Consider the following 24,687-nt stretch of genomic DNA (forward strand, 5'->3'; position numbering starts at 1 on the left):
ATTCAGTCCTTCCTCAAAGTTCAAGCAACTTTTCGCCCCGTATGTCCTCGGCACTCCAACTAATAACCGCAAAATGGCCGTGGGACAGTTCATCCACCTTGTTGATCCATTCGATTTCATGGCTTGCTTTGGCTTTCAAAAGCTGATTGCTCGTTTCGGTGGCGTACAGGGATGAATTGATAACCCACCATTTTGTTGCAATTTCGGCCCGTTTCAAATCTTCCTCTAACCGCATGGCTTCAAAAACAGGCGTGGTCTCGGCAAGGGTCACGATAATAACCGCCGTTTCATCGGTATTGCGAAGCCGGGGCAGCAGCTTTTTGACCGTTTCCGGGATATCCCCTTGTGTGCGCTTTACCTCACGGTGATAGCTCTGCGTGGAATCGAGCAGCAACAGAGTATGGCCCGTGGGGGCGGTGTCAATGACAACAACCTCGTTTTCAGCTCGGTCCACAATCTCAGCAAAGGCGCGGAACACGGCAATTTCCTGTGTGCAGGGGGAGCGTAAATCTTCCTCCACATAGGCGACATCATCTTCCGACATGGTTTCCCGCGCCTTTTTCAGCACTTCTTCCTGATAACGCCGGAGTTCTTCTTTTTCATCAATATGGCTCATGGTAATGCCGCTCTGTTCGTCCATGACAAACTTTAGGTGGGCGGCGGGATCGGTGGTTGTCAGATGTACTTTTTTCCCTTTGGCCGATAGGCCGAGAGCGATAGCGGCGGCAATCGTCGTTTTACCAACGCCGCCCTTGCCCATGGTGAAAATCACCTTTTTGCCACTTGTGTCCAAATCGTCAATGACCTTGCGGAGCGTCGGAACGTCGGCAGTATGCAGGATTTCACCGCTCATGGCAAAGCTGTCTTTTTGGAGCAGATTGCGGACATTTTCCATGCCGGTGATGTTATAGGCGCGCAGCGGCACAAAATAGGTGGCCGTGTCCTTCAGTTCGGCAGGCATATCGGCAAGCGCCTTTTGCTGCTTTTCGTACAGGCTTTCGGATATACCATCATCAAAGGCCGAAAGCACGCCGTTGATAATCAAAAGCTGATTGTGAACGCCCAAGTCGGCAAGTTCTTTTGAAGCCCGCTCTGCTTCTTTGAGCGGAGAGCTTTCGGGCCGGGATACAAGGACAAGGGTTGTCAATTTACCATCCGCCAAAGTAGCGACCGCTTGTTTATACATTCCCTTTTTATCTTCGAGGCCGGAAAGTTGCCCCAGGCAAGACGCCCCATGTGTGCTCTCGCTGATAAAATTACTCCATGCGCTCGGCAGTTGTAGCATCCGCAGGGTGTGGCCGGTAGGGGCGGTATCAAAGATGATGTGGTCATATTCCTTTGCGGACGTTTCGTCCGTAATGAAGTTCGTAAACTCATTGAAAGCGGCAATTTCCACCGTACAGGAGCCGGAAAGCTGTTCCTCCATGTTGACAATAACTGATTCCGGCAGTTTCCCACGATAGGGCGCAACAACACTTTCCCTGTACTGCGCCGCTGCCTGTATCGGGTCGAGATTGGCAACCACAAGCCCCGGTACTTCCGCAATCGGCACACCTTTACCATCCAGTTCGGTGCTGAACACATCCTGCAAGTTGGAAGCGGGATCGGTGCTGACAAGCAGCACCTTTTTCCCATTGTCGGCAAGCGTAACGGCGGTGGCGCAGGCGATAGAGGTTTTCCCAACGCCGCCCTTGCCGGTATAGAACAGATATTTTGTGAGGTTAAGATGTTGCAAATCAAATTGTTTCATTAGCAGCAGCCCTCCGAACAGCAGCACCCGCCATCTGCTTTTTTCGTTTCAGTCGCCTCCAGATAGGAAACCGGGATTTCCAGCCATGCTGCGATTTCCGCATTGGTGGGGTACGCCTTCGTCTTGACAATTTTTCCGTCAACGACCGTGGCGGGTAAGGACTCCACGCCATCACCCATGATGAGCTTGTTGATGTCGGTGTTGTTGATGAATGCTTGCGGGGTGCTGTTCAAGTTGAAACGAGCGGCGGTAATGCCGTTCTTTTGCAGATTATTGAACACGGTGGAAATGCGAAGCAGTTCGGGATCGACTCCGACACCGCAGATGCCGGTTTCACAGCACATGGCCGGTTCGTAAATAGACATTGTTTTCATGGGAGCACTCTCCTTATAATGATTGAATATTTTTACTATATCGGGATAACAGCATACACCTTTGGGATTATTGACGGCGCAGTTGCTGTCTTTCATTGCGCCTGTCAGTTTGATAACTTCATCAACAGTTTTGGCTCCCTTGTTCTGAATGGCATTGATGATGTCATTCTCTGTAACGTGATTACAATAGCAAATGTACGCCTGCGATACTTCTGTTTTTTCATTATGCACTAAACTACTGTTTGACGGTGCATCACCACAGCAACAGGCGCTATCACAGCAACCGCTTTTCCCTGTAAAAAATCGTTCGAGATTGTCTGGCAGCGTATAGGCTTCTGTTACTTGAGGTTGCCCACCGTAGATGGCCTTTAAGATGCCGTCCACGATCATCGGTACGGGCGGCTGTTCGTAGTTTTGCCCCTCGTAGACGAACACCCGGCAGTCAACGTTATCACCGCAAAGATCACCACAATCTGCGCAGTTGCTTTCCACAAGTTCGCTGCAAATATCCACGCCGTTCACACGGATGGTTGGGGAGCTTATAAAGCAGTATTCCTCTGCAAGCTCCCTCGATACAATATTGACTGAATTAACCTTAACTTCAAGACCAAGAGTATCAAACACGCCCGATAGAACTCCAAGCGCCTGTTTGAGCGTTTCATCCGTTGCCATACACCGCTCACAGGTATTTAAATCGAGGTAAAGAAAATCAATGGCAAGCTGCTTCATGCTGTAAACCACCTTTTCGTGTTATTTGCAATCTTAACGAGGATTAGCATTACTGGCACTTCGGTCAGTACGCCGACAATGGTAGCCAATGCCACAGGAGACTGTGCGCCAAACAGGGCGATGGCAACCGCAACAGCAAGCTCAAAGAAGTTTGATGCACCAATCATTCCGGCAGGGGCGGCGATGTTATGCGGCAGCTTGAGCGCCTTGCTTGCCAAGTATGCGATAAAGAAAATTAGGAAGGTCTGAATAATTAGCGGCACAGCAATCAAGACGATGTGCAGCGGGTTTTCCAAAATGACATTACCCTGAAACGAGAAAATAAGGATCAGCGTCAAAAGTAGACCCGCAACAGTTATGTTGTTCCATTTCGGCAGGAATGTATGATTAAAGTAATCCTCGCCTTTGTGTTTGATAAGCTGTGTCCTCGTGATAATACCCGCCGCAAGGGGAACGACAACAAACAGCACCACCGATAACAAAAGCGTATCCCACGGGATGGAAACGCCTCCTACGCCAAGCAGGAAAGCCACGATTGGCGCAAAGGCAGGGAGGATAATGAGGTCATTGGTTGCAACCTGTACTACCGTGTAAGCAGGATCGCCCTTTGTCAAATGGCTCCACACAAATACCATCGCCGTACAGGGAGCAGCTCCAAGCAGGATGGCCCCGGCCAGATAGTCCTTTGCCAAGTCCGCAGGAATGAGCGTTTTGAATATCACGAAGAAAAATAGGCTTGCAATACCGAACATGGTAAAGGGCTTAATCAGCCAGTTTGTCACCCACGTTACAAAAAGTCCTTTTGGATTTTTCCCCACGTTCTTAATGCTCTTAAAATCCACCTTTAGCATCATGGGAAAAATCATCAGCCATATTAAAATGGCAATCGGAATGGACACCTGTGCATACTCAAACCGACCTAAGAGTGAGGGGATGGCAGGTAAAAACTTGCCGATTAGAATACCCACCGCCATGCAAAGTAGCACCCATACCGTTAGATACCTCTCAAAAAAGCCGATACCTTGATTTTGCTTATTTTTTCCCACAATTACACTCTCCTTCCTTACAAATGCAGTCCTCTTTGTCGATGGTAATGGCGCATAAAAAGTTTTTGAAGTCCTGCACCTTTTCACTGTTCAGCGAGTAGTACATCCACTTACCCTCTTTACGCCCACTTACCAAGCCGCAATCGCAAAGGATTTTCATGTGGTGAGAAAGGGTCGGTTGTGTAATATGGAACTTTTCCAAAATTTTGCAGGCACAAAGTTCACCACAGGATAGCATATCCACGATCATAAGCCGGTTCATGTCTGCAAGGGCTTTAAACAACCTAACATTTTCAGCGTATTTATTGCTCAATTAAATCACCTCACATAGATAATAGTCTATATGTATTATATGCCAACACATAGATGAATGTCAATGTATCGAGGAATTTTATTTTAATGAAATAAGAAAGGTGGCAATAGGGTAGTTCAAATTAAAATAACTTTACCATGTTGTTTAACAGAAACCACATGGGAGCCACTTTCTTTTCGCTCTTTTTCGGGAGCGAAGCGACCCATGCCCCTGCCGTTTTCGGCAGGGGCTACTTAATACCAAAATCTTAGATTTTGGTATTAAGGCAGGAATAGGCGGGTTCCACCCGCCAAGAAAACAGCTTACAGGCAAAGCCTGTAACGGGGTTCCCCACCATATAGAGGTGTTCTAAACGGAACACCGTGGAAAGGAGGCTGTGATGCCTGAAAAAAGCCTGAAACGGTCTATCAATTTTTCGCCCGAAACCTTAAAAGCATTAGATACCCTCGCAGCCAAGAACAACACTACGACCTCAGAGTTGGTCCGTCAGTTTGTCGAAAAAGGGCTGTCCATTGAGGGATATAGTCAGGACATTGATTTCATCGCAAGAATTATCCGGCAGGAGCTGATGGCGGTTTACCACCTTGAGGACATCAAGGCGGTTGTGGAGCAGCAGACAAACCGCATTGCCAAAATGCACATGAAGTCAGGCAAGGTTGATGCCGCTGCCTTTTTCCTGCTCATCAAGGTTTTAATGAACATTGCCCATGAGGGTACGGAGGATCAGTTTGACCAAATGCTGAATGAGGCCGTCACGTTGGGCGTTGACTATATGCAGAAAAAGGATTTTCAAATCAACAGCTTTTTACAGGACACGGACAATCTGCGCCGCCTTGCGGATAAGCTGTGATGGGAGGAAAGGAACATGACGAACATTTATATCCTGTCGGCCTGCGACGCATGGGCAGGCACAGACAGTATGCGTACATTAGGCGTTACCACCGATGAAACCATGCTTTACGCCATGCTTGCCGCCAAAATCAAAGCCGGGGATATGGAATGCAGCGGCTTTGGCGGCGAGGAAGCGTGGAACTGTTTTCAAAAGGACTTTAAGAATGATGAGGTCAATTTTGACAAGATAAAATACGGCTTTGTGCAGACCTACGAGGATATGCAGATCACAGAGCCGGTTTCCCTTGCGAAGTTTCCCGAAGCGGCTGCCGCTTATGAGGAAATTACAGGGGCAAAGGCCAAGGCAGAACTTGAAAGGCTGGAACTTGACTGCCGCAGTCTGATTTATTCTGTGGTGGAGGTTCGCACAGATTTCGGCTATACCTGTTTTCTGACACCGGGTATCTGCGACCGTGACCGTTTGGAGTCAGATGACCATTTTCAGGAGCTTATGGAGGGCACCACCGATTCGGAGGTAAATGCCAGCGTGTATTTCTACTCTGTGGGAACCGGGGAAAGTGAATATCCTGACGAGGACGAACTTGCCATCATCGAGCAGTACACGGAGGAGTTGGACGAGGAATATGGTGTTGATTCCATTCTAAGCGATTTTATCAGCTTCTATTATGAAGCAGAACAGGAGTATTAAGCACATGACACAGGCAAACCGATATAAAGAACTTACCGCATTGACAAAGCGGGCTGACAACCTCGACCCTGCTTATCATGCGGCTTTTTATCTGCTGTCCTATGACCCGGAGCTTTACGAAACCGCCCGCAGATTTGTGAACGTGGATGGCATTGGTTTCACCGGCATGAAACGGGCGGTCCGTGACTTTGACGAGCGCACACGCTTTGTCGTTGACATTGCCCACAACCTGTTTTCCTACAACAGCCCTTGCAAGGCTACTCCCTTTGAAATTTCACGGCTGGGCTATCCCTACATGGAAATGGTGTGCAATTCCTTTTACATTGCCACCGGAGAGGTTCAGGTTATTTTAGAACCGGGGCAGGACGGACAAATAGGAATTAAGCTGGATGACAGCCATTATCAGCAAAGCAAGCGTATTCAGCAGAGATTTGAGCGGCTCCAAAAAGCCATGATTGCGGACATAATGCAGGATGAGGCCACAGAGCCGGAAAGGTAAGGTGAATTTATTTTGATTACAGGAGTTATCCGTTATCAGGGCGGCACGCTGGTGGTGGAGCTGCCCTGCGGAGCTTATGAGCTGGCGGAGCATTTGGGCAGTATCGGAATCCGTTCCCCGGCTTCGGAGATTTTAGCCCATGGCACGGAACAGGTTGAGGTAAAGCTGGCAGCCGGTGAACGGATTGGAGCATTCATTCTTGCCAACCTCCGGGACGGCGACACTCTCTCCGGCGTGAACCTTGCCTGTCAGGAGGTAAACCGTGTCTGCCCCTTTGGGTATGAGGAATTTCTGGATATGCAGGGTCCCGACCCGCAAGCCGGTTTTAACCGCTATGCGTTTTACAAGCCCTATGAAACTCTGCCGCCCAGCACCGCAGGGGGCATGAAATTTATTTTGGAGGAAAGCAGGCGCTACCACTCCACGATGGAGAATTACCGCACTGTATGCGAAGCGGAGGCTGCGGAGGACGACCGCAATATTAGGGAGGTAAATCGGATGCTGGAGTCCGGCGAGGATGAATGGGAACGCTGACGGGAGGTGATGGGCAATCTCCCTTTTAGTCTATAAGCAGAGATTCAAAAATCCCAATTATAAAAGCACCGCTGGCAAAAACTATGCCCATGTGCGCTATATCGCCACCCGTCCGAGGGTTGCCAAAAATGAGGGCATGAACCATGGGCTGTTCGGAAAACTCTCCCCTGGTCCCGTTACTGAGTTTGAGGACTGGCGTGATGTGGCAAGGCTGGTCTATGCCAATTCCAAAAAGCATATCACCATGTACCGCAGCGTGATTTCTTTTGACGAGGAAACGGCTGCTGAACTAAACCTGACCGATCAAAAAGCATGGCAGAGGTATATAGAAAACCACATGATGACGATTGCCGAAAAGAATAATATTCGGCGTGAGCATTTGCAATGGGCATGTGCGCTCCATAAAGAAAAGCACCATCCCCATATCCATGTGGTATTTTGGGATACCTCGTCACGGGTCAAAAATCCCTTTACCCCGCCTGCCGTTCCCAATGCTATCAGAAAGCAGCTCATCAAGGATACCTTTGCGGAGCGCATCCGTGCCTATGGGGAGCAGAAAAACAAGTCCACCGCCGAACTGCGCAGTATCAGCAATGAACTGGCAGACGAGTTTGAACAGCATCTGCGGCGGCTGGATAAGGATCAGTATAAGCGGCTCCGTGTTGACTATGACGAGGAAAATGAGCTATCCGGCAGCTTTGATTTTGACGATGCGGTACTGAATGAAACCGCCGACCGTGTATTCCGCCTTAAATCCGCGCTCCCGCCCACCGGCCGCATTGCCTATCAGCTTCTGACACCGGACATAAAAGCCAAGGTGGATGAGCTGGTATCGTATCTTCTTGAAAATGTCCCTGCACTCAGGGAGCAGAAAGAACGCTACATAGACAGCAAAATGAAGATGGCCCTGCTATATGGCGGCAGTGATGAATACCTTGGCAGCCTGCGGAAGCGCTTTGCCGGGGAAGCGGATAAAATCATTGCAAACCGTGTGCTGGGCATGGTAAAGGCCTTGAACCGGTTGGACTATGAAATAAAGTCCGAGGAATACCAAAGCGCCCGCCGTTCCTATTTTGCCGAGCAGATGTTGATGGAAGCGCTGGATATGCTTTCCGGACTGACCCGTGATAATGACAGCCGATTTGATGATTGGGAGAAGAAAAACGGCCGGGAGCTGTCAAAGGACGCAAAAAAGGAACTGTTTTTGAAATTGCAGGATAAAGGCTATGAGCATTAAACATCAAGGAGGAATGTGGATTGAAAACGAGGAGAGAGTTCTTCGAGGATTTTTTCGCACGGCTGACCCGAACGGGTTTCCGTGTGGAAAGCATTATGGAAAGCGATATAGCTGCCGAAGTCTATGATGAAAGCTCCCTGTTCTGTGTGGTTACACAGGATGGGGAGCTTGTTTTTGAAACCTATGGCGGCGAAAAGGTCAGGGCTTTGGAGCAGGCGGCTGAAGAAACCTGCACCGACCTTTCCTGTTGTATGCAGCCGCCGTTTGCGGACATGGATCGGACGGAAACGGTTCTGCTGACAGGTGGTTCCTATATCAAGGTGTTTGAGAGTGCCGTGGTGGTGTTGCTCTGCCGCCGCACGACGCTGTTTGGATATGAGTTTGTAACCTGTCAGAAAGCCATGCCGAAGCACAACACCAAACGCTTTTACAGGGAACATTTCTTCTATGATCCCGTATTGGCGCAGGACGATTTTTTGGAACGCAGCGGCTTAAAAATACCGGCTCCGCTTTCCTTTTCTCAAGATGAGCTTCGCGCGCTGGTATCTTGCTGTGCAAGGTGCGTCATGCTGGATAATGAAATGGACGGCGGACAGGAAAGCCGTATCCGTGAACTGATGGCAAAGATTGAGGAAAGCCTGCCGGGGCAGCTTGACCTCTCCCCCCGCCATTATTTTCAGAATGAAATGTAAGGAGTATGCCTATGAAAAGCAAAACCGAGTTTTATCAAAGCTATTTTGAAATCCTGCAAAAGAAAGGGTTTACCGTGCAGCCCTCCACTTCGCCGGACTATGTGGCGGACATTTACCACAAGGATAAGCTGATTGCCTTTTTCACCAAGAATGACATGGTGATGAAAAATCCCTTTGTGGAGGTACAGGATAAGCTCATGGACAGGATACAGACCCTTGCCAAATCTACGGCGGTAGCTTGTGGGGTCTGCTCGGATAAGCCCTTTGACGAGGAAACCGCCGTGAAGCTGCCCAACAACCTGTATAAAATCAATGAGCATAACGGCGTGGTTCTGGCCTGCAAGCATCATCCCCTGTTTGAGTATGTACTTTCCACCTACCGCTGTGATGAAAAGAAAAACCCGATCCAGCGCCAGTATTTTTACAACAAGGAGGATGCCTTTGAGAGCTTCTCCACCAGAAGCGGCTTGATTGATGAAAAACGACTTTTCTCCGAAACGGATTTGAAGGTTATCTATGCGGGGCTTGTCAAAATGCGTACCATTGACAACGACATGACGCAAGATGATCTCAACTCCGTAGAACGGCTGGTGGATAAAATCGAGGACATTATGCCGGAATTACAAAAAAGAGAAAAGGCACTGGACTTCTCTTGGCTCTTTGGCAGCATGGAGCGAGGAATCGAACGGGAATAAAAAAAGTGGCTGCCTTGTTAGGGCAGCCGCTTACTTTGCCATCAGCTTTGCGAAATGAAGAACCGCATCAGCTTTTTCTTGATTCAGTACACGGACACTTTCTATAAGTTCCCGTTCGTATGCAGTAGGGTACAGCACATCGTTACTTTCGTTATAAAATTCCGAAATCGTTGTGCCAAGGCGTTTTAATAGTTTTTCAAGCACAAGCACAGACGGCTGGCTTTCACCTTTCTCAATTTTGCGGATATAATTTTGCGATATGTCAGTGTCCTTTGACAGCTTATAAACACTAATGTCCCTTTGCGTTCGGAGCTGTTTGAATTTTTGAGCTAAATCCATCGTTATCCTCCTATATTCTATACTTCTATTATTATGCTATATAACACAACAAAATATAAGCTAACGATAGTGGTTGATTATAGGGATATATAGTTGTATTATGTAAGTGTGGTCGAGTAACCTATCAGATAAGGAGCGTGATTTTATGAACCATCCAAGTGGAGAGTCGATTTGGGGCAACATCAATACTGCCCTTGAAATCGCACTGAATATTTATGTTATCGTAGCAACAGATGAAAACGGCATTGAGCGTGAGGGCATTATGGTCACGAAAGATAAGGCCAAGGAGGTATTGTCGGACAAAGCCATTTCCATGGCAGAGCAGGACGGGGATTGGCTCTGCTACGGCGAGGACATCAAGGATGTTCCCATGTATGAAATGCTTCAGCGGCGTGTGGTTGCCTGCAAGCGAATGGAAGCCAAGGCGGTGGAGATGATGGAGGAAATCAGGCGTGACGGCAAACTGCGCCTGACCGATTACTTTGGCGAGTGCGCCCCGCCTGCCCAGCAAGAAAAAGACAGAACCCCTCCTGTTCCGGTGAGAAACGGTATCTATTTCGTACAGTCAGGTGGACAGGATTTCTTTGCTGTCCATGAGGCAGTGGCCGATAATTTCATGTCCGATATGGCTGTAGCCTTTGGAAACCGTCAGGGCGAATATCTGCTTTACGATCTGACCACAGCGGCTGTCCCTCTTTTTGAATTGCGCCAGCTTTATGAGGAAGTGAGTGACATGATTGTTTCCGAGGATAGCCTGCTGTCTACGCTGAACACGAACTTCAAAACCTACGTTTTGTACTATAACGAGCTGATTCAGGAGGAGGCGAAAATCCCACCTGTGAACGCTCCTGCCAGCCTGTTCCTGCAAACGCAGCTTGACCGGTCAGCCAATGAGCCGGAACGCACGGATTTCGAGGAAGATGCCGCAAAGGAGTACCATGACCATGGCGAGGAAGCCGAGGACTTCGGCTATGAGCCTTAATATTTGAACGATCAATAGAATAACAGCAACCGCCCCCCTGCACCGCATTGATGGTGCAGGGGGGCATTTTTTTGTTTTTCAGGAGGTGAACAACTTGAACATGGTGTATATCGCAAGTCCCCTGCGTGGGGACTACAACACCAATATTAAAAATGCTGTGGAATATTGCCGCCTTGCCGGGGAGCAGGGTGTCCTTCCCCTTGCTCCCCACATCATTTTCAGCCAATGGTGCAACGATACCATTCCGGAACAGCGTGAAAAAGGTTTGCAGCTTGGTCTTGCCCTGCTGGAAAAGTCCGATGAGCTGTGGGTCATGGGAACCGAATTCAGCCAAGGGATGCAGGGTGAGGTGGCATTTGCACAGGAACATGGGATACCGATGTTTTTTGTAACACACCCCCATGACCCGAATTACTATCCGATTAGCGCCGATGAAAACAGGCTTTTAACTTCGGTTGACTGTACCCCCGAAAGCAACCGGGAAAGCTACGAGGGGCAGTTTGTGGTACTTCGGCATGAGCATCTAAAGCCGGAGTATCGGACACCCCGCAATCAGATATGGACTGTCACCCATGGCCCCGGTTGCCGCCCGAATTATGTCCACAGCGATACCATTCATCTAACGCATCCCGTGGACGGGGATCGCATGGCGGTTGGACGCGGTGATGTTTGGGGCGTTCCTGCGCCTGAAACGATGGACTGTATCAGACAGACTTATCCAGAGTTTGATGCTGCCTTACAGCCAGCCGCAGAGCCGGAGGGAGAGCTTTGCCGATGAAGAAAAAGGAAAAGCTCATTTTAGGCTCCATCATCATCGGCCTTGGCACAATTTTCAACCTGTTCTTTACTGCGGCTCTGCATGGGCTGCTGTCGCATCGGGTACGCACCCTGACTTTACTCCCGTTATGGGATTGTATCGCAGGACTGTTCACCCAGCGCCAGCAGCTTTTGTTGTTCCTGTCCTTTGAGGGTTTCCTGTGCCTGTGCAGTGTCCTGTTTTGGGTACAGAACAACCGCCCCTATCAAAGTGAGCTTGTGCGGGTAGCCGAGGATATTTTTACGCCTGCCCCGGTAGGACAGTACCAGCACGGCTCGGCCCGGTGGCTGCGGGAGGAAGAAAAGTGCAAGGTATTTGGAACACAGGTCATCCATCCGGCGAATCCCCTTATTCGCAAGCTGTTGGATACCGGCTTTGACGATCTGCCGTTTGTGAAGAAAGGCAAAAATAAAGGTATGCCCTTAGAGCAAGCGGAAACCGGGCAAGGTACGGCGGCACAGGACGAACCCGCCGCACCGCCTGTTCCTATAAAACCCAAGGAAGAAAAGGAGGAATTGATACAGGATGCGGACTTTGAAACGGTGGATTATGACCTTGCGGCTACGCATTTAACCAAATCACAGCCGCAGGATACCCCGGTCGCCCATCAGGATAAACCGGAACCGGAGAACGAAAAAGCAGATCCCTACAAGCTGTTTGATGAGGGCGGCATCGTGGTAGGAACAGAAAAAATCGGCAGTAAAGAGCTTGGGGAGCCGTCCGAACGGCTCTACTACATTCCCGATGATACCCATACCTTGACCATTGGCGCAACTCGTTCAGGCAAGACCCGCTGCCTTGTCATCCAATCTATCTGTATGCTGGGGCTTGCCGGGGAAAGCCTTGTCATCAGCGATCCCAAGGCCGAGCTATTCCACTACACATCTGTATTCCTAAAAAAGCTGGGCTTTGAGGTAATCTGTCTGGATTTTAAGAGTCCTGAAAAAAGCTCCCGATACAATCTCCTTCAGCCGGTCATTGATGCGGTAAACAAGGGGGACATGGAGCGTGCGGAAATGTATGCGTGGGATATTACCAACATCCTTGTGGGTGATGATGTTTCCAACGAGAAGATTTGGGAAAACGGGGAGAAATCCACCATTGCGGCTGCGATTCTCTGTGTGGTGGTGGATAACAAAAAGCGGCCGGAGTATCAGAACCTGACCAATGTGTACTGGTTTATTGCGGAGATGAGTAAATCCGTGGGTGGCAAAACTCCTATGAGCGAGTACATGAAAAAGCTGCCCAGCAGCCACCCGGCACGGGCGCTCATGTCTATTGCCGAGGTTGCGCCAAGCCGCACTAAGGGCAGCTTTGATACCTCGGCACTGACTACCCTGCGCCTGTTTACCAGCCGTTCGGTCTACTCTGTCACCCATAAGAGCGACTACAACATATCGGAGATCGGGCAGAAAAAGCAGGCGCTGTTTATGATTTTACCGGATGAAAAGACCACCTATTATCCCATTGCCAGTCTGATGGTATCCCAACTCTATGAGTTGCTGGTCCGTCAATCCGATCAACGAGGCGGCAGACTGGAACGCCGGGTCAATTTTGTCCTTGATGAATTCGGGAATTTCACAAAATTGAATGATTTCCCCAATAAACTGACAGTAGCGGGCGGACGTGGGTGCAGATTTAACCTCTATCTGCAATCCTTTGAGCAACTTTCCCTAAAATACGACAAAGAAACAGCGGCTATCGTCAAATCCAACTGCCAGACATGGATTTATCTGCAAGCGGATGATAAGGAAACCTTGCAGGAGGTGTGCGACAAGCTGGGCAAGTACACCACCAGCGCCTATCAGCTTTCCAGCCAACATGGACGGTATGTCAATCCATCCAGCTCCCACAGCATCAGCCTTGTGGCAAGGGAGCTTTTGACAACGGACGAAATCCGCAGAATCCAGCGACCGGCACAAATCGTCATCAGCCGTTCTCATCCGGCTATGATGAACGCTCCCGATCTGTCACAGTGGTATTTTAATCAGATGTGCGGATTGGGAGGCAAGGAGCATAACCGTCTGGTTCGGGAAGCAAGAGAAGCAGCCCGGCCAGTTTTGTCCAAAATAACAGGCGATATTCCCCTGTGGAACATTTGGGTGTATTACGCCAAGGACTTGCAGATGAAAGAAGCCCAGCAGAAGTCACAGGCTTTTGCTTCTCAGATGGGTGCAATTTTTTCAGAAAAAGGGGTTCGGAAAGGAGGTTCCAAACACAATGAAAATGAAGATGGAACAGATGATTTGTAAATAGCTACATAAAAGGATTATCTTAATCAAATATTTTTTAGTCCTGACTTGACACCAGCAGGGGCAACCGGCCCTACGGGTGCGATAGGTCCTGTCGGATTGGTAGGCGCGACGGGTGCTGCCGGTGCGGTAGGTCCTACGGGTGGAAATGGTGCTGCTGGGGCAACGGGTGCGACGGGAGCCACCGGACCTACCGGAGACACAGGTGCCACTGGACCCACCGGACCCACCGGGGCGACCGGGGCCACTGGAGCCACCGGAGATACCGGGCCCACCGGGCCAACCGGAGACACCGGAGACACCGGACCTGCCGGGCCCGCCGGACCCACCGGCGCGCCGGGACCCAATCCCACCGCTACCGCAGGCTTTGCCGCCAATACCACCGGAGCAATTATTAACGTTTTGCTAGGGGGTACCTCCATTCCCCTGCCCAGTGCCAAACTGCTTTCTCCTGATATTACTGTTAATGGTGCCAATACCGTCTTTACCATAAACACTGCGGGACGCTACCGTATATCCTATCATATCAACACCGCCGCCAGTATTTTGATGGGTTCCAGGCTGATGATCAACGGTTCGGCCAATACCGCTTCAATCATATCACCCGTGGTATCCTTATCAGGGTATGCCAATGAAATTGTTATTGATTTAGCAGCCGGAGCTACGGTGTCGCTGCAATTTTTTGGCCTTATAGGGCTGACCGCTTTGTTGGGAAATTCAGCAGGGGCCTCTCTCATGATCATTCGTCTCAGTTAAGATAACCGGTAACGAAGAGTTTGTTTTTAATTTGAGGCTGCTGTCAGGAACCTTTCTGTTGCAGCCTTTTTCCATATATTGCCGGAATAAGCGGCCAATCCAGGCGAAAAACAGGAAGTAATCTAGTCGGGTATTCAGAAAATAAGTATAAAGGTTTTTGAATTGTGTCTGTAGGGAGGGTGTTTAATGTCGTTGCCCAATATTCCCAATATAACTCCCATCATTACGCTAGACCGGGAGGAAGCACTTACCATGCTCTTGGCCTCCATCGCCCTGGAAGAGATGGGACTGGCGCATATTATTAATGCAGAAGGAGAAAAAATTCAATATGTATTAAATACCAAAATAAATAAGTCGGTGTCCATTAAGGATATCCAAGAGGTCAACCAAGGGGTCGAAAAGGTGATACGAAGTACAACGAAGCTGCAAATGATCCTGCAGGAAAAACTGGAAAATGTTATTAGTTTGATTCATAAGAGACCGGAATTTCCTGATTCCCCCTGTTCCCCTCCGGAAAAACCCAAAGGCAAACCAGACTGCATCTTAACAGGCTCTGGAGAGGGCTGCGTGACAAATAAGTCGGACCTATTCTATCGGGGCATTGCTTCTGTAGAAAGTGGTGTATGCTCCGATTGCTATGACAAAGAAGTGACCCAGTCCTTAAAGTATAGTTTATGCAAAAAGGAGAAAGGCCATGCGGTTTTAGCGATCTTACTGGCCATTCCGGAAAGCATTGAGATTTGTTGCCCGAAAAGGCCTCAGCCATGCTCCGACATGGAAGGAACGGATACACTGATCATGAAAGGGCAGGGCGTTATGGCGATTAAGGAAGGGAGAAAAAGATTGGCACAGTGTACCGTTTATTTTACTCTTAGATTTTGGAGAGATGATTGCACGGCAAAATTTAAGATGATAATCGGTTCTCCCCATACTAAATTTAATCATAATAGTGGGATCGTTTCAGTTGAGTCAGGTAATTTAAGGGAAAAAATCAGGCCACAAAAAGAATACTAATATTTTCGTTTGGCTGACCATGAGCAAAGGCGATCAAAATTTAGGAAACTGGGTGAAAAAATAAAGACTACAGGATTCTTGTGCTAGTGAATAGCCAGAATCTTGTAGTCTATCAATGTGCAGCATGTAAAGTGACAAATCCGGCTGCGTTTGCTTGCTGGACAAGAATGAGGTTGGCAGGGCTGCAGGATAGATGATGTATACGCTTTAGGCGAAACATAAGAAAAACATTTACGTCTATAAGTTATAAGGTCATATACGAGGAGGAAGTAAATGAAGAAAATAATACCATGCATACTGATTTTGTTGTTAAGTATTGCTTTGTTTGGTTGTACAAATGGTGCAAGCAAGACGCCGGTCAAAGATGAACCCCGGCCAACCGAGATAAGCAATGAACAGGCCGTTGTGAGCCTAGTTAAAGACTTTGGCCAAAGACTCCAATTGGTTTCACTTCAAGCCTCCGAAGATATCCTGAGTGAAAGCATGCAAAAGAATTATGTAGACTTAGTTTCTCCTGGCCTGCTTACAGAATGGCAGAGTGATCCGCAAAATGCTCCCGGTCGGGAGGTTTCAAGCCCATGGCCCGATCGGATAGAAATTCTCGCGATGAAAAAATTATCGGGGGAGGCCTACGAGATTAAGGGGGAAATAATTGAAATAACAAGCTTAGAACAGACGAAGGGTGGCTTTGCCGGAAAGCAACCGATCAATCTGGTGGTTAAAAAGATTAAGGATCGGTGGTTGATTGATGATTTCACATTTGGCACGAGCGAGGCAAGTGACGCCATTGTGTATAAAAATACGCAATACGGTTTTAACTTTCCTTTGCCAACGAGTTGGCAAGGCTTTGCGATTGTAAATGACCAATGGAAAGGTTTGGCTCCGGGGGGTTCCCAAACGGAAAAGACCGTCCAAACTGGTCCCATCATTTATATCAGACATCCTCAGTGGAGTGTCCAAGATCCGCGACAGGATATCCCGATTATGATTTTTACTTTCGATCAATGGGATTCATTGCAGCAGGAAAAATTCCATATCGGTGGGGCACCCATGGGACCCATGGAGCTTGGCCGCAATTCTAGATACGTGTTTGCGCTTCCTGCACGTTACAACTATGCATTTCCCACAGGATACGAAGAAGTGGAAACGATTTTAAACCGCAACCCTCTGCTGCCAACCGAATGAAGTATTGCAAAATCTCTAGGTGTCAGCGAGACCTTAGTGGCTAAAAAATTAGCTGCCTTTGAGGAGCGAGTGGTACAGACAAATGGAATCGGACATACTTCATAAGTTGATCAGGTACAGGCCGGACCCGCTCTATTAGGAAGGGTTTTCATAAAATTAAAAGGCCGTATAGAATAATCTATACGGCCATAATCTTCTGACTACCAGTTGTTGCGGGGTCTGAAGCAATCGCGGCAATATACGGGCTTATCACCACGTGGTTGGAAAGGAACTTGGGTTTCTTTGCCACAGGCAGAGCAAATGGTGTCAAACATTTGACGATCTCTGTTGCGGTTGAAGCCACTGTTTCCTCTGTTGTTTTGAGCTTTACGAGCGGCACGGCACTCGGGGCAACGACCGGGTTCGTTAGTGAAACCCTTTTCGGCATAGAATTCTTGCTCGGAAGCAGTAAAAGCAAAGTCTACACCACAATCTTTACAGTTTAAAGTTTTGTCTTGGTACATGGAAAAACCTCCTCTAATAATTGCCCGTGCTAGGGACTAACAGTTTTCTAAAAATTCCCCTCAGCCAGTGGCAATAGAGAAAGTTCACCGTATATCCAAGCATTTTTCGAGCTGATTGTATTATACATCAGAAATAAAAGATAATGCAAGTTAACTAGGGTTATTATTTTTATTAAATAAAAATTTAAATATTAGTCATCTTTTATTACTCTGGGGCATAGACTAATTGGGTAACTACCTGTAGGGGGGAAGAAAATGAATAAGGAATTGATTGATGAAATACTAGATAGTATTGGCTTGGAGAGTATCTTACGAGAGAACGAACAAAGAGGTATAAAGGATAAAATTGCAGCTAAGGTGATAGCCAATGAATAATAAAACCGAGGATGGTAAGACCTATCCTCGGTTTTATTATTTAAACATCGATTTTCCCAATGAAAAAGACTTAGGGGGGGTTTTGGCGCCCCTAGGGATGATGCAACAAGAACCTCCCTTTGCGGCATCTTGAATAGTTTGGGCCGTGGATTTCAAGGTTGTACATAGGTGAGGGGAAATTTCAATATCTAATTTTGGGTGATGCATGGTATACCGGGTGTTTGCTGGACAGCTTTTACATTTATCCTGTTGTAGTTTCATGAAATCCAATTGCCGTGAAGTGGGTCGAATGTAACCCTTTTCACAGTGTTCAAAGAAATTCTTTATACCCAAAGGATCGTCTTCCACTGGGCAACTTAGGACAATTTCTACGGATTTAGGTTCAGTCGTAATATGAGAGGTAACCAATTCACAAACGGTCATTCCTAAAGTACCTTTTGCTTTTAGAGGACAGGTACAATTATCACAGGAGACTAAGTCCTGTTTGCAAGTCTTTCTAAGTTTTACAACTTCCCGAAAATTATTAACCTGTATCATGCAGACCTCCAATGTTGTTAATGGTTAAAAAAAATTGTGATAAATTACACATAGGCTTAGGCCCAAAAAGCTTTAAATGACATAGTTCGACATATATTCGAAAAACCCTTTTGCATGCTAACATTTTTTTTACAGGGGGTTTGCTTTTTCACAAAAGCCTCTTGGGGTCGTTTACGACCAAGGAGGCTTTTGTGAAAAAGCAAAAAAATTTTGTCATCTGTATAATCAGGCGTGTGATTCCTGCAAGGTTACTCCTTCGTTAAAGGCATCCTAACTCAGCCTTTTCATGTATGCATGCCGTCTGCAATACGGATGGCGACTCTCGGTATTGGCTGTGACTACCCCGCACAATGGGTCGCACATGCGGCTGGTTGATGCTAGCCATTTGGTTGTTTATCTTAGTATACATGTAAAGTTGCTGCTCGTAAAATATACGCATAGTGTGCAATGTTTCGGATGTTTCTAACTTGGGTCACGACCATCACCGGCTACACAAGCAGGCGGTCGACAGCGCGCAGGTTTCGCCTTATATAGCGCAGTTGTTTACCAATGGCTTTGCGGATAACTTTCCTACCAGACTTTCTGTTGCGAACAATGATGAGATAGGCATTACGGCCATCCGAACGGGTTTAGCCATTTGTCCGCGATTGTTGGGAAAAAGATTGGTATAGCGATCTTTGATGCATACCCAGGAGATAATTTTAGCCAGCTTTATCCGGTGGTTATCCGCTCTTAATGATTTTATTGGGATTCTATTAAAATCGGCAAGCCCTAATCAACATTCTACAAATTACATGCTTTTTCTCTATTCACAGAATATGTAATATTTTGTCGGATTTAAAAGATATATTTTTGAAACCACAGACACCTCTTTCGAATCTACTGATTAAGGAGGTGAAAGCTTATGGTTTGAGGTGATATTTATGTCATACCTATAATTCCGGAAAAATAAATAGTGTTTCAATTGGTACCGGCGGTGTTCGTATATCATATTCATCTACTCCTGCTAATTGGACAGTAACCGCAGCTAGTCCGAAGATGTACAACAACGGTTGGCCTAATTATTAGGGGAAATTTAAAACAACCAGCATAACCTAATGATATATATAGTGACTGAACCCTTGTATTTAAGGTTCAGTCACTATATTGTGAAAGGAAGTGGTGGTATCTTTAGAAGATATATCGGTTTACTAATAATCGCCCTCTCATTAGTAATATTACAAGGCTGTTCAGATACATCACAGGCAAGAGAGGAATTGGAAAAAAGGGGTTTTACTATTAGTACAGAATCGTTTATTAATTCTATAGAATATAACCAACCGGATGTAGCTTTTCTTTTTTTAAGGGCGGGTATGGATCCTAATACGATAATAACTGAAACTAAAGAGCCTGTTATAATATTGGCATCTAAAAATGGTAATGTTAAAATTGTAAAGCTATTAATTGACTTTGGAGCTGATATAAATAATAGAGATACCTATGGTGGAACAGCACTAATTCATGCATCAAGTAACGGAAATATAGAAGTTGAAAAAGTTCTCCTAGAAGCAGGAGCAGATATAAATGCAGAAGACTTTAATTTTGGAAACGCATTAACCGCTGCACTAGTAAGGGGATATATTAATGACGTAAAATTATTAATTTCTCAAGGTGCAAATGTTAATTATCTGAATAACTTGGGGCAAACACCTCTTATGATGGCATCATATTTTGGGTATGCGGAGATTGTTAAAACATTAATTGAAAATGGTGCTGATATTAATACCGCATGCAGGGATAAAGGGTGGACTCCTTTGATGTATGCCATTGAACAAAGTCATTATGAGGTAGTTAAAATGTTAGTTGAAAATGGGGCAAAACAAGATATCCATTCTTGGGTTGGAGAGACCGCACTAGATATGGCAAAAAAAATTGATAATAAATTAATTCTACAAATACTAAACAAAGTTGAGGCTCAATCCGATTTTTAACAAATATCGCGCTGATTGGCGATAACCAGTTTATTGCCAGTTTTGGAGATTACGGTTGGTTATAAAGCCTTAGCAGTAAGTCTTAGTGATATTGCAGCCATGGGGGTGGCCTACCCATGTGGTGGTTGGCATTTCTGATACAGTACAAGATAGAAAACATCGAGGGACTATACCAGGGTTAGCCGTGATATTGCACGGAGGTTTAAAAGCAATATTTTAATTTTTTTTACTCGGTGTTTATTTTTTCACAAAAGCTTCTTTGAGCCTTTTAAGCCCAAAGAGGCTTTTTATTGAGCAAAAAAGTTTTTTTGTCATCTGTATAATCAGACGATGGTTTAAAATTTATTCAATTTTTCTAATTTTAAAAAAAGGAATATTCAGAAATGTATAGAAAGGCATATTTTACTACTTTATTTACTAGTACTTAGGTGCAGAGGTAATCTACAAAGGGAAATTATAAATTTTTATGTGAACTGATCTTGCTAGTAATGAGGTGGTTTCCTAAAAAGCTTTACTATAACAGGAGGTGTACTAATTCCTATGTCAGAAAAACCCATTATCGGAGAAAAGCGGGCTTTTATGACGGGTAACGAGGTAGTTGCCTGGGCTTGTTTAGCAGCAGGTGCCGATATTATGTACGGCTATCCCATTACCCCACAAAACGAAATTATGCACTATTGGACCCGTTTAATACCCAAGTATGATCGCAAATTCCTGCAAACCGAGGATGAATTGTCCGCTGGTTTTACCACCATCGGTGGTGTATTGGCAGGCCTTAAAGCCTTTACTGCCACTGCCGGCCCTGGTAACACCTTGATGCAGGAACCAATGTCTATGGCGGAAATGATGAGACTGCCAACGGTATCGATCGTACAGCAGCGTGGTGGCCCATCTACAGCCACTGTTATTTACTCCCAACAGGAAGTTACCATGACAACCCAGGGTGGTAATGGTGAAGGAATACGTATTGTGTATTCCCCAAGCAATCACCAAGAACTATTCGATTATACACTGAAAGCCTTTAATACTGCCTGGAAGTACCGTTTTCCCACCTTCGTATTAGGCGACGGTTATCAAGCCAAATTGCGTGAATCCGTAACCCTATATGATCCTGAGGAAAGGGGTTATGTCAGAGTACCCTCTGAAAAATATGTAGGTAAACCAGGTAGTATCGGTGTAGACCGTGAACCAGGTCTTTATCGTAATACCTTTAACACAGAGGAAGAACTCTATGATGTTTTACAACAACACTTTGCTGATTATGAAAAAATGGCACCGGAAGTAATCGAGTATGAGCAAGAAAATGTAGAAGATGCTGATTTGGTCATCATCGCTCACGGTGTTGTTTTCCGTGGCGTAAAGGATGCCGTAAAGGAATTAAGAGAAGCGGGCTATAAGGTAGGATTTTTCCGTCCCATCACTCTTCGCCCCTTCCCAGCAGAGCAACTGAGAGCAGTGGCTGATAAGACTAAAAAGTTATTGATTGCTGAGTCTGCCCAAGGCCAATTGGCAAAGTTAATTCAGTCTGCCATTTACGGTGCAACGGCAGAAATTGTGCCCCTCTTCCGCCCTGGTGTAGGTATCACCACAGAACAGATTGTAGCCAGAGCAAAAGAGGCACTATAGATTTTTAAAGCTAAGGAGGGAGGTTTCAACATGTCTGTGTCTTTACAACCTGCCATGCCGAAAAGCTGGCGTCCAGAATCAAAACCCCATAAATTTTGTCCCGGTTGTGGCCATGGTCTGGTACTAAAGTGCCTAGGTGAAGCCATTGATGAACTGGGAATACAAGATAGAGTCGTATTTGGCTGTGACATTGGCTGTTCCTTGCTGTCCTGGGATTTCTTTAACTGTGACAGCGTACAAACCCACCACGGTCGTACCACACCGGTAATGACCGGGATTAAACGCGCGAATCCCGACCTGATTACCGTTGCCTACATGGGTGACGGCGGCGGTTATGCCATTGGTATTGGCGGTATTGTCAACGCTGCTGCCCGGAACGAGAAGGTAACCGTACTCTTGGCTAACAACACCGTCTATGCTATGACCGGTGGTCAGATGTCCCCCTGCACCATGCCGGGACAAAAGGTGGAGACTGCCCCCTACGGTCGTGACCCAGAGGCCACCGGTATGCCAACCCAGGGTCCCGAAATGCTGGCTGCTATCACCGGAGAGGGAGCCTATGTGGCCCGCGGTACCACTGCTAATTTGAAGCAGCTAAAGGGTTATATTAAAAAAGCACTGCAAAACCAAATGGATGGCAGAGGTTTCTCCTTTGTGGAAGCTCTGGCAGGCTGCCCCACCAACTGGCGCACCAATGCCGAGAAGACTTGGGCCTTTATCGAAAAAGAAATGCCTCAGTACTATAAGGTTGGAGAAAAGAAGAACCCCTTCGAGGTTAAAAAGGAGGTTCAGCAGAATGGCTAAGGCTGTTAAGATTTGCATGGCCGGTGAAGGTGGCCAGGGTGTTCAATCTGTGGCAGGGATTCTTGCTGATGCTGCCAATGAACTGGGTCGGGAAGCCCTTTATATACCAAACTTTGGTGTTGAGCAGCGTGGTGGTGTATCCATCGCCTTTTTACAAATTCATGATAAGCACATTGGTGCTCCGAAGTTTGACAAGGCAGATATTTTGGTTGCCCTAAGTGATCGTGCTGTACGCCGTTGCAGACAATATGTGGATGCCAATACTGTTTTTGTCTATGATGCCAGCATCCAAGGCGTAGAAAATGATTTACCTAAGGAAGGCGAGGCAAAGAAAGTATTAGCCATTCCCGCCTTAGAAATTTCCCAAAATGAACTACACCCCCGCGTATTTAACATTCTGATCATGGGTGCTGTAATTGGTGCCACCGGAGTTATCCCTGTGGATGCTGCCAAGTCTGCCATTGAGAAGAAATTGGGTTATAAATTTGAACAGAATCCTCAACTGCGTGAAATGAATTTTAAGGCCATTGAACGCGGCATTGAGCTGATGAAATAGGGGGGGAAATCATGGAATTCAGAGCTCAGACCCTAGAATTAACCAAAAGTGATTGGACTATTTTCCTTGGCCTGTGTAAGGGCTGTGGTTTGTGCATTCAGAAATGCCCCAAGAAGAGTCTATCCTTTTCCAAAAAGCTAGGCGTATATAGTACTCCGGCAGTGGAGAGCAGTGATGAGTGCAATGGCTGCGGCATTTGCCAGATGGTTTGCCCCGATGCAGCCATTTTTGTACAAAGAAAGTCTAAGAAAGCGGAAGAATAAGTCGATGTTCGTTGGTTAAGAGGCACGATAATAAGCAAAGCCGATAATCTCAAATGTGAGAATTATCGGCTTTTTCTTAATTTAAGTCGTTATTTCCTCCGCATATTTTAAAATCCGGGCCAGGGTTTCATCCCTTTTGGCACTAATTGCATCAAAATCCATGGTCGGTATATAAAACTGCTCTAATACATCATGCTCAGCTTTGGCTGCGGCGATGTAACTGATGGCACGACCAATGGCGGAGTGAAGTCTTTCGTTAGCACACTTAATTTCCCTCTCATAAGCAACTAAGACATCTTGCTTCAGGTGCTGGTTGAGATCTTTAATTTTTACCTTCTTCAAGCCGGGTATGCCTTGAAGTTTTAAATCAATACCGGGTATATCTTTCAAAACAGCTATTTTTAGCTCGGGGACAACTACTAAATCCACAGCCGTTGGTTCAAAGGCACAGTGATAAACTTCGGTGTTTAGCCCGTGCATATGCATTGCTTGGGCAATGGTGCCGACTACCTGAGAACCGATCGTGTGGGCATCTCCAGTAATAAAATACAATTTCTTAATACCATCTAAAATGGTTTCCAAATAATGGTCCTGACCATTGGGTGTGATGGCAGTGCCAAATAGGTGTCTAGCAAAGGCTTCCTTTTCAAACTGCATCTTTTTTTCTTTAACTAAATCTTCCAATATATCTTCGGCGATGCTGTGGATCATTCCATTGACACCACCCATATTGATAGCCTCGGCATAATAACTATCCAATTCATCCTTGATAGCCTTAGCTTCATTTAATTGATGATAGGCAATTTTAAAAAGGCGTCCTACCCGGGTATTGGCCTTTATAATAAGATCCTTATTTTTCCTGATATTAGCTTCATTCCAATATTCACCTAAATTGATAACCTCATCCACCGCACCAGGGTTTTTGGGGTCGACCACGTGAGGGGCGGTGCCATCCAGCAAGGCCACACCAATTGAGGGGATGCATACCCCATCTAAGGAGCCATTATCCGAGGAGCAGCAGTGGTACTCAACATCATAGCCTTTATCCAACATTTGCTCCCCAATGTAGCGCATGAAAGTAGATTTTCCTACGCCTGGACCACCCTTGAGAACCAGGATACGGGTGGCATCCGGCTTGATAAGATAATCGTAGTAAGAGAAAAAGCCGCGACTTGTATTGCCGCCGGGAAAAACTTTTTTAAGTTTTCCTTTACCCATAAATTTACCCCCTTGTAAAATTTCGAATCGATCAATAAGGCACCATACATTAGGGAAAACCATACCCTATGCGGTGCTTAT

26 protein-coding genes and 1 pseudogene are annotated in these 24,687 nt (G+C 46.6%); 19 read left to right on the top strand and 8 right to left on the bottom strand.

The window, feature by feature from the left end:
• Window positions 1-13: 13 nt before the first annotated feature.
• From arsA to AC1U9Z_RS04115, 5 genes and pseudogenes are all read right to left on the bottom strand, one after another.
• Complete coding sequence (arsA, locus tag AC1U9Z_RS04095; RefSeq protein WP_479955857.1) at window positions 14-1,750, bottom strand: arsenical pump-driving ATPase; 1,737 nt, start codon at window positions 1,748-1,750, stop codon at window positions 14-16.
• On the bottom strand, window positions 1,750-2,124 hold the full coding sequence (gene arsD / locus AC1U9Z_RS04100) for an arsenite efflux transporter metallochaperone ArsD (protein ID WP_479955941.1): 375 nt from the start codon (window positions 2,122-2,124) through the stop codon (window positions 1,750-1,752). Before arsD ends, arsA begins: the two co-directional genes overlap by 1 nt.
• A 36-nt stretch (window positions 2,125-2,160) precedes the next feature.
• Window positions 2,161-2,853, bottom strand: a pseudogene (locus AC1U9Z_RS04105) (DUF2703 domain-containing protein); the annotation flags it as partial.
• The gene (gene arsB, locus AC1U9Z_RS04110) at window positions 2,850-3,899 is read right to left on the bottom strand and encodes an ACR3 family arsenite efflux transporter (protein ID WP_479955859.1); all 1,050 of its coding nucleotides are present in this window, start codon (window positions 3,897-3,899) and stop codon (window positions 2,850-2,852) included. The pseudogene AC1U9Z_RS04105 and the gene arsB, both read right to left, overlap by 4 nt.
• Window positions 3,886-4,212, bottom strand: coding sequence for an ArsR/SmtB family transcription factor (locus AC1U9Z_RS04115; RefSeq protein WP_479955861.1), 327 nt, complete (start codon window positions 4,210-4,212; stop codon window positions 3,886-3,888). The genes arsB and AC1U9Z_RS04115 overlap by 14 nt, the downstream gene beginning before the upstream one ends.
• 379 nt (window positions 4,213-4,591) lie before the next feature.
• Between AC1U9Z_RS04115 and AC1U9Z_RS04120 the strand changes: the two genes are divergently transcribed.
• From AC1U9Z_RS04120 to AC1U9Z_RS04150, 7 genes are read left to right on the top strand one after another with little or no spacing between them, the layout of a single operon-like run.
• A complete protein-coding gene (locus tag AC1U9Z_RS04120) occupies window positions 4,592-5,062 on the top strand; it encodes a hypothetical protein (protein WP_479955863.1) in 471 nt (156 codons plus the stop codon).
• 15 nt (window positions 5,063-5,077) lie between these two features.
• On the top strand, window positions 5,078-5,752 hold the full coding sequence (locus AC1U9Z_RS04125) for a hypothetical protein (protein ID WP_479955865.1): 675 nt from the start codon (window positions 5,078-5,080) through the stop codon (window positions 5,750-5,752).
• A gap of 4 nt (window positions 5,753-5,756) precedes the next feature.
• Entirely contained in the window at window positions 5,757-6,251 is a 495-nt protein-coding gene (locus AC1U9Z_RS04130) for a hypothetical protein (protein WP_479955867.1), read from the top strand.
• Between the two features lie 12 nt (window positions 6,252-6,263).
• Complete coding sequence (locus tag AC1U9Z_RS04135) at window positions 6,264-6,785, top strand: hypothetical protein (RefSeq protein WP_479955869.1); 522 nt, start codon at window positions 6,264-6,266, stop codon at window positions 6,783-6,785.
• 16 nt (window positions 6,786-6,801) lie between these two features.
• Window positions 6,802-8,022, top strand: a complete 1,221-nt coding sequence (mobP3, locus tag AC1U9Z_RS04140) for a MobP3 family relaxase (RefSeq protein WP_479955943.1) — start codon at window positions 6,802-6,804, stop codon at window positions 8,020-8,022.
• A 20-nt stretch (window positions 8,023-8,042) separates the two neighbouring features.
• Window positions 8,043-8,714 (top strand): hypothetical protein, encoded by a 672-nt coding sequence (locus AC1U9Z_RS04145; protein WP_479955871.1) that lies wholly within the window; start codon window positions 8,043-8,045, stop codon window positions 8,712-8,714.
• Window positions 8,715-8,725: 11 nt separating this feature from the next.
• On the top strand, window positions 8,726-9,409 hold the full coding sequence (locus AC1U9Z_RS04150) for a hypothetical protein (protein WP_479955873.1): 684 nt from the start codon (window positions 8,726-8,728) through the stop codon (window positions 9,407-9,409).
• Between the two features lie 30 nt (window positions 9,410-9,439).
• Here AC1U9Z_RS04150 and AC1U9Z_RS04155 read toward each other — a convergent pair whose 3' ends face one another.
• Window positions 9,440-9,748: a helix-turn-helix domain-containing protein gene (locus AC1U9Z_RS04155; protein WP_479955875.1), complete on the bottom strand. Its 309-nt coding sequence runs from the start codon at window positions 9,746-9,748 to the stop codon at window positions 9,440-9,442.
• Between the two features lie 145 nt (window positions 9,749-9,893).
• On the opposite strand from AC1U9Z_RS04155, the gene AC1U9Z_RS04160 reads away from it, so the two are divergent.
• From AC1U9Z_RS04160 to AC1U9Z_RS04185, 6 genes are all read left to right on the top strand, one after another.
• Window positions 9,894-10,730 (top strand): hypothetical protein, encoded by an 837-nt coding sequence (locus AC1U9Z_RS04160; protein ID WP_479955877.1) that lies wholly within the window; start codon window positions 9,894-9,896, stop codon window positions 10,728-10,730.
• Between the two features lie 100 nt (window positions 10,731-10,830).
• Window positions 10,831-11,508, top strand: coding sequence for a DUF7768 domain-containing protein (locus AC1U9Z_RS04165; RefSeq protein WP_479955944.1), 678 nt, complete (start codon window positions 10,831-10,833; stop codon window positions 11,506-11,508).
• Window positions 11,505-13,799, top strand: coding sequence for a VirD4-like conjugal transfer protein, CD1115 family (locus AC1U9Z_RS04170; RefSeq protein WP_479955946.1), 2,295 nt, complete (start codon window positions 11,505-11,507; stop codon window positions 13,797-13,799). Before AC1U9Z_RS04165 ends, AC1U9Z_RS04170 begins: the two co-directional genes overlap by 4 nt.
• 99 nt (window positions 13,800-13,898) lie before the next feature.
• Window positions 13,899-14,555 carry a BclA C-terminal domain-containing protein gene (locus AC1U9Z_RS04175; RefSeq protein WP_479955879.1) on the top strand — a complete coding sequence of 219 codons (657 nt, stop codon included), beginning with the start codon at window positions 13,899-13,901 and terminating at the stop codon, window positions 14,553-14,555.
• A 186-nt stretch (window positions 14,556-14,741) separates the two neighbouring features.
• Window positions 14,742-15,569 carry an alpha-helical endospore appendage domain-containing protein gene (locus AC1U9Z_RS04180; protein ID WP_333532051.1) on the top strand — a complete coding sequence of 276 codons (828 nt, stop codon included), beginning with the start codon at window positions 14,742-14,744 and terminating at the stop codon, window positions 15,567-15,569.
• Between the two features lie 273 nt (window positions 15,570-15,842).
• The gene (locus AC1U9Z_RS04185; RefSeq protein ID WP_333532050.1) at window positions 15,843-16,754 is read left to right on the top strand and encodes a hypothetical protein; all 912 of its coding nucleotides are present in this window, start codon (window positions 15,843-15,845) and stop codon (window positions 16,752-16,754) included.
• Between the two features lie 200 nt (window positions 16,755-16,954).
• Here AC1U9Z_RS04185 and AC1U9Z_RS04190 read toward each other — a convergent pair whose 3' ends face one another.
• Window positions 16,955-17,257, bottom strand: coding sequence for a zinc-ribbon domain containing protein (locus tag AC1U9Z_RS04190; protein ID WP_333532049.1), 303 nt, complete (start codon window positions 17,255-17,257; stop codon window positions 16,955-16,957).
• 367 nt (window positions 17,258-17,624) lie between these two features.
• Here AC1U9Z_RS04190 and AC1U9Z_RS04195 point away from each other — a divergent pair, with 367 nt between their 5' ends.
• From AC1U9Z_RS04195 to AC1U9Z_RS04220, 6 genes are all read left to right on the top strand, one after another.
• Window positions 17,625-17,765: a hypothetical protein gene (locus AC1U9Z_RS04195; RefSeq protein ID WP_479955881.1), complete on the top strand. Its 141-nt coding sequence runs from the start codon at window positions 17,625-17,627 to the stop codon at window positions 17,763-17,765.
• 1,552 nt (window positions 17,766-19,317) lie between these two features.
• Window positions 19,318-20,139, top strand: coding sequence for an ankyrin repeat domain-containing protein (locus AC1U9Z_RS04200; protein ID WP_479955883.1), 822 nt, complete (start codon window positions 19,318-19,320; stop codon window positions 20,137-20,139).
• Window positions 20,140-20,679: 540 nt separating this feature from the next.
• Window positions 20,680-21,765, top strand: coding sequence for a transketolase C-terminal domain-containing protein (locus tag AC1U9Z_RS04205; RefSeq protein WP_333532047.1), 1,086 nt, complete (start codon window positions 20,680-20,682; stop codon window positions 21,763-21,765).
• Between the two features lie 30 nt (window positions 21,766-21,795).
• Window positions 21,796-22,569 carry a thiamine pyrophosphate-dependent enzyme gene (locus AC1U9Z_RS04210; RefSeq protein ID WP_333532046.1) on the top strand — a complete coding sequence of 258 codons (774 nt, stop codon included), beginning with the start codon at window positions 21,796-21,798 and terminating at the stop codon, window positions 22,567-22,569.
• Window positions 22,562-23,125 (top strand): 2-oxoacid:acceptor oxidoreductase family protein, encoded by a 564-nt coding sequence (locus AC1U9Z_RS04215; protein WP_333532045.1) that lies wholly within the window; start codon window positions 22,562-22,564, stop codon window positions 23,123-23,125. Before AC1U9Z_RS04210 ends, AC1U9Z_RS04215 begins: the two co-directional genes overlap by 8 nt.
• 11 nt (window positions 23,126-23,136) lie before the next feature.
• On the top strand, window positions 23,137-23,388 hold the full coding sequence (locus AC1U9Z_RS04220; protein WP_333532044.1) for a 4Fe-4S dicluster domain-containing protein: 252 nt from the start codon (window positions 23,137-23,139) through the stop codon (window positions 23,386-23,388).
• Between the two features lie 81 nt (window positions 23,389-23,469).
• Here the strand turns inward: AC1U9Z_RS04220 and AC1U9Z_RS04225 are convergent, their stop codons facing one another.
• Window positions 23,470-24,606: a PRK06851 family protein gene (locus tag AC1U9Z_RS04225; protein WP_479955886.1), complete on the bottom strand. Its 1,137-nt coding sequence runs from the start codon at window positions 24,604-24,606 to the stop codon at window positions 23,470-23,472.
• Window positions 24,607-24,687 lie beyond the last annotated feature (81 nt).

The sequence above is a fragment of the Desulfotomaculum sp. genome, from assembly GCF_982386235.1.

Excerpts from the sequence above, each read along its gene's own strand:
- arsD (WP_479955941.1), bottom strand. The coding sequence starts at position 2,124 with ATGAAAACAATGTCTATTTACGAACCGGCCATGTGCTGTGAAACCGGC.
- AC1U9Z_RS04165 (WP_479955944.1), top strand. The coding sequence starts at position 10,831 with ATGGTGTATATCGCAAGTCCCCTGCGTGGGGACTACAACACCAATATT.
- AC1U9Z_RS04170 (WP_479955946.1), top strand. The coding sequence starts at position 11,505 with ATGAAGAAAAAGGAAAAGCTCATTTTAGGCTCCATCATCATCGGCCTT.
- AC1U9Z_RS04160 (WP_479955877.1), top strand. The coding sequence starts at position 9,894 with ATGAACCATCCAAGTGGAGAGTCGATTTGGGGCAACATCAATACTGCC.
- AC1U9Z_RS04180 (WP_333532051.1), top strand. The coding sequence starts at position 14,742 with ATGTCGTTGCCCAATATTCCCAATATAACTCCCATCATTACGCTAGAC.
- AC1U9Z_RS04130 (WP_479955867.1), top strand. The coding sequence starts at position 5,757 with ATGACACAGGCAAACCGATATAAAGAACTTACCGCATTGACAAAGCGG.
- AC1U9Z_RS04210 (WP_333532046.1), top strand. The coding sequence starts at position 21,796 with ATGTCTGTGTCTTTACAACCTGCCATGCCGAAAAGCTGGCGTCCAGAA.
- AC1U9Z_RS04195 (WP_479955881.1), top strand. The coding sequence starts at position 17,625 with ATGAATAATAAAACCGAGGATGGTAAGACCTATCCTCGGTTTTATTAT.
- arsA (WP_479955857.1), bottom strand. The coding sequence starts at position 1,750 with ATGAAACAATTTGATTTGCAACATCTTAACCTCACAAAATATCTGTTC.
- AC1U9Z_RS04205 (WP_333532047.1), top strand. The coding sequence starts at position 20,680 with ATGTCAGAAAAACCCATTATCGGAGAAAAGCGGGCTTTTATGACGGGT.
- AC1U9Z_RS04150 (WP_479955873.1), top strand. The coding sequence starts at position 8,726 with ATGAAAAGCAAAACCGAGTTTTATCAAAGCTATTTTGAAATCCTGCAA.
- AC1U9Z_RS04155 (WP_479955875.1), bottom strand. The coding sequence starts at position 9,748 with ATGGATTTAGCTCAAAAATTCAAACAGCTCCGAACGCAAAGGGACATT.
- AC1U9Z_RS04120 (WP_479955863.1), top strand. The coding sequence starts at position 4,592 with ATGCCTGAAAAAAGCCTGAAACGGTCTATCAATTTTTCGCCCGAAACC.
- AC1U9Z_RS04190 (WP_333532049.1), bottom strand. The coding sequence starts at position 17,257 with ATGTACCAAGACAAAACTTTAAACTGTAAAGATTGTGGTGTAGACTTT.
- AC1U9Z_RS04125 (WP_479955865.1), top strand. The coding sequence starts at position 5,078 with ATGACGAACATTTATATCCTGTCGGCCTGCGACGCATGGGCAGGCACA.
- AC1U9Z_RS04215 (WP_333532045.1), top strand. The coding sequence starts at position 22,562 with ATGGCTAAGGCTGTTAAGATTTGCATGGCCGGTGAAGGTGGCCAGGGT.
- AC1U9Z_RS04185 (WP_333532050.1), top strand. The coding sequence starts at position 15,843 with ATGAAGAAAATAATACCATGCATACTGATTTTGTTGTTAAGTATTGCT.
- AC1U9Z_RS04220 (WP_333532044.1), top strand. The coding sequence starts at position 23,137 with ATGGAATTCAGAGCTCAGACCCTAGAATTAACCAAAAGTGATTGGACT.
- AC1U9Z_RS04225 (WP_479955886.1), bottom strand. The coding sequence starts at position 24,606 with ATGGGTAAAGGAAAACTTAAAAAAGTTTTTCCCGGCGGCAATACAAGT.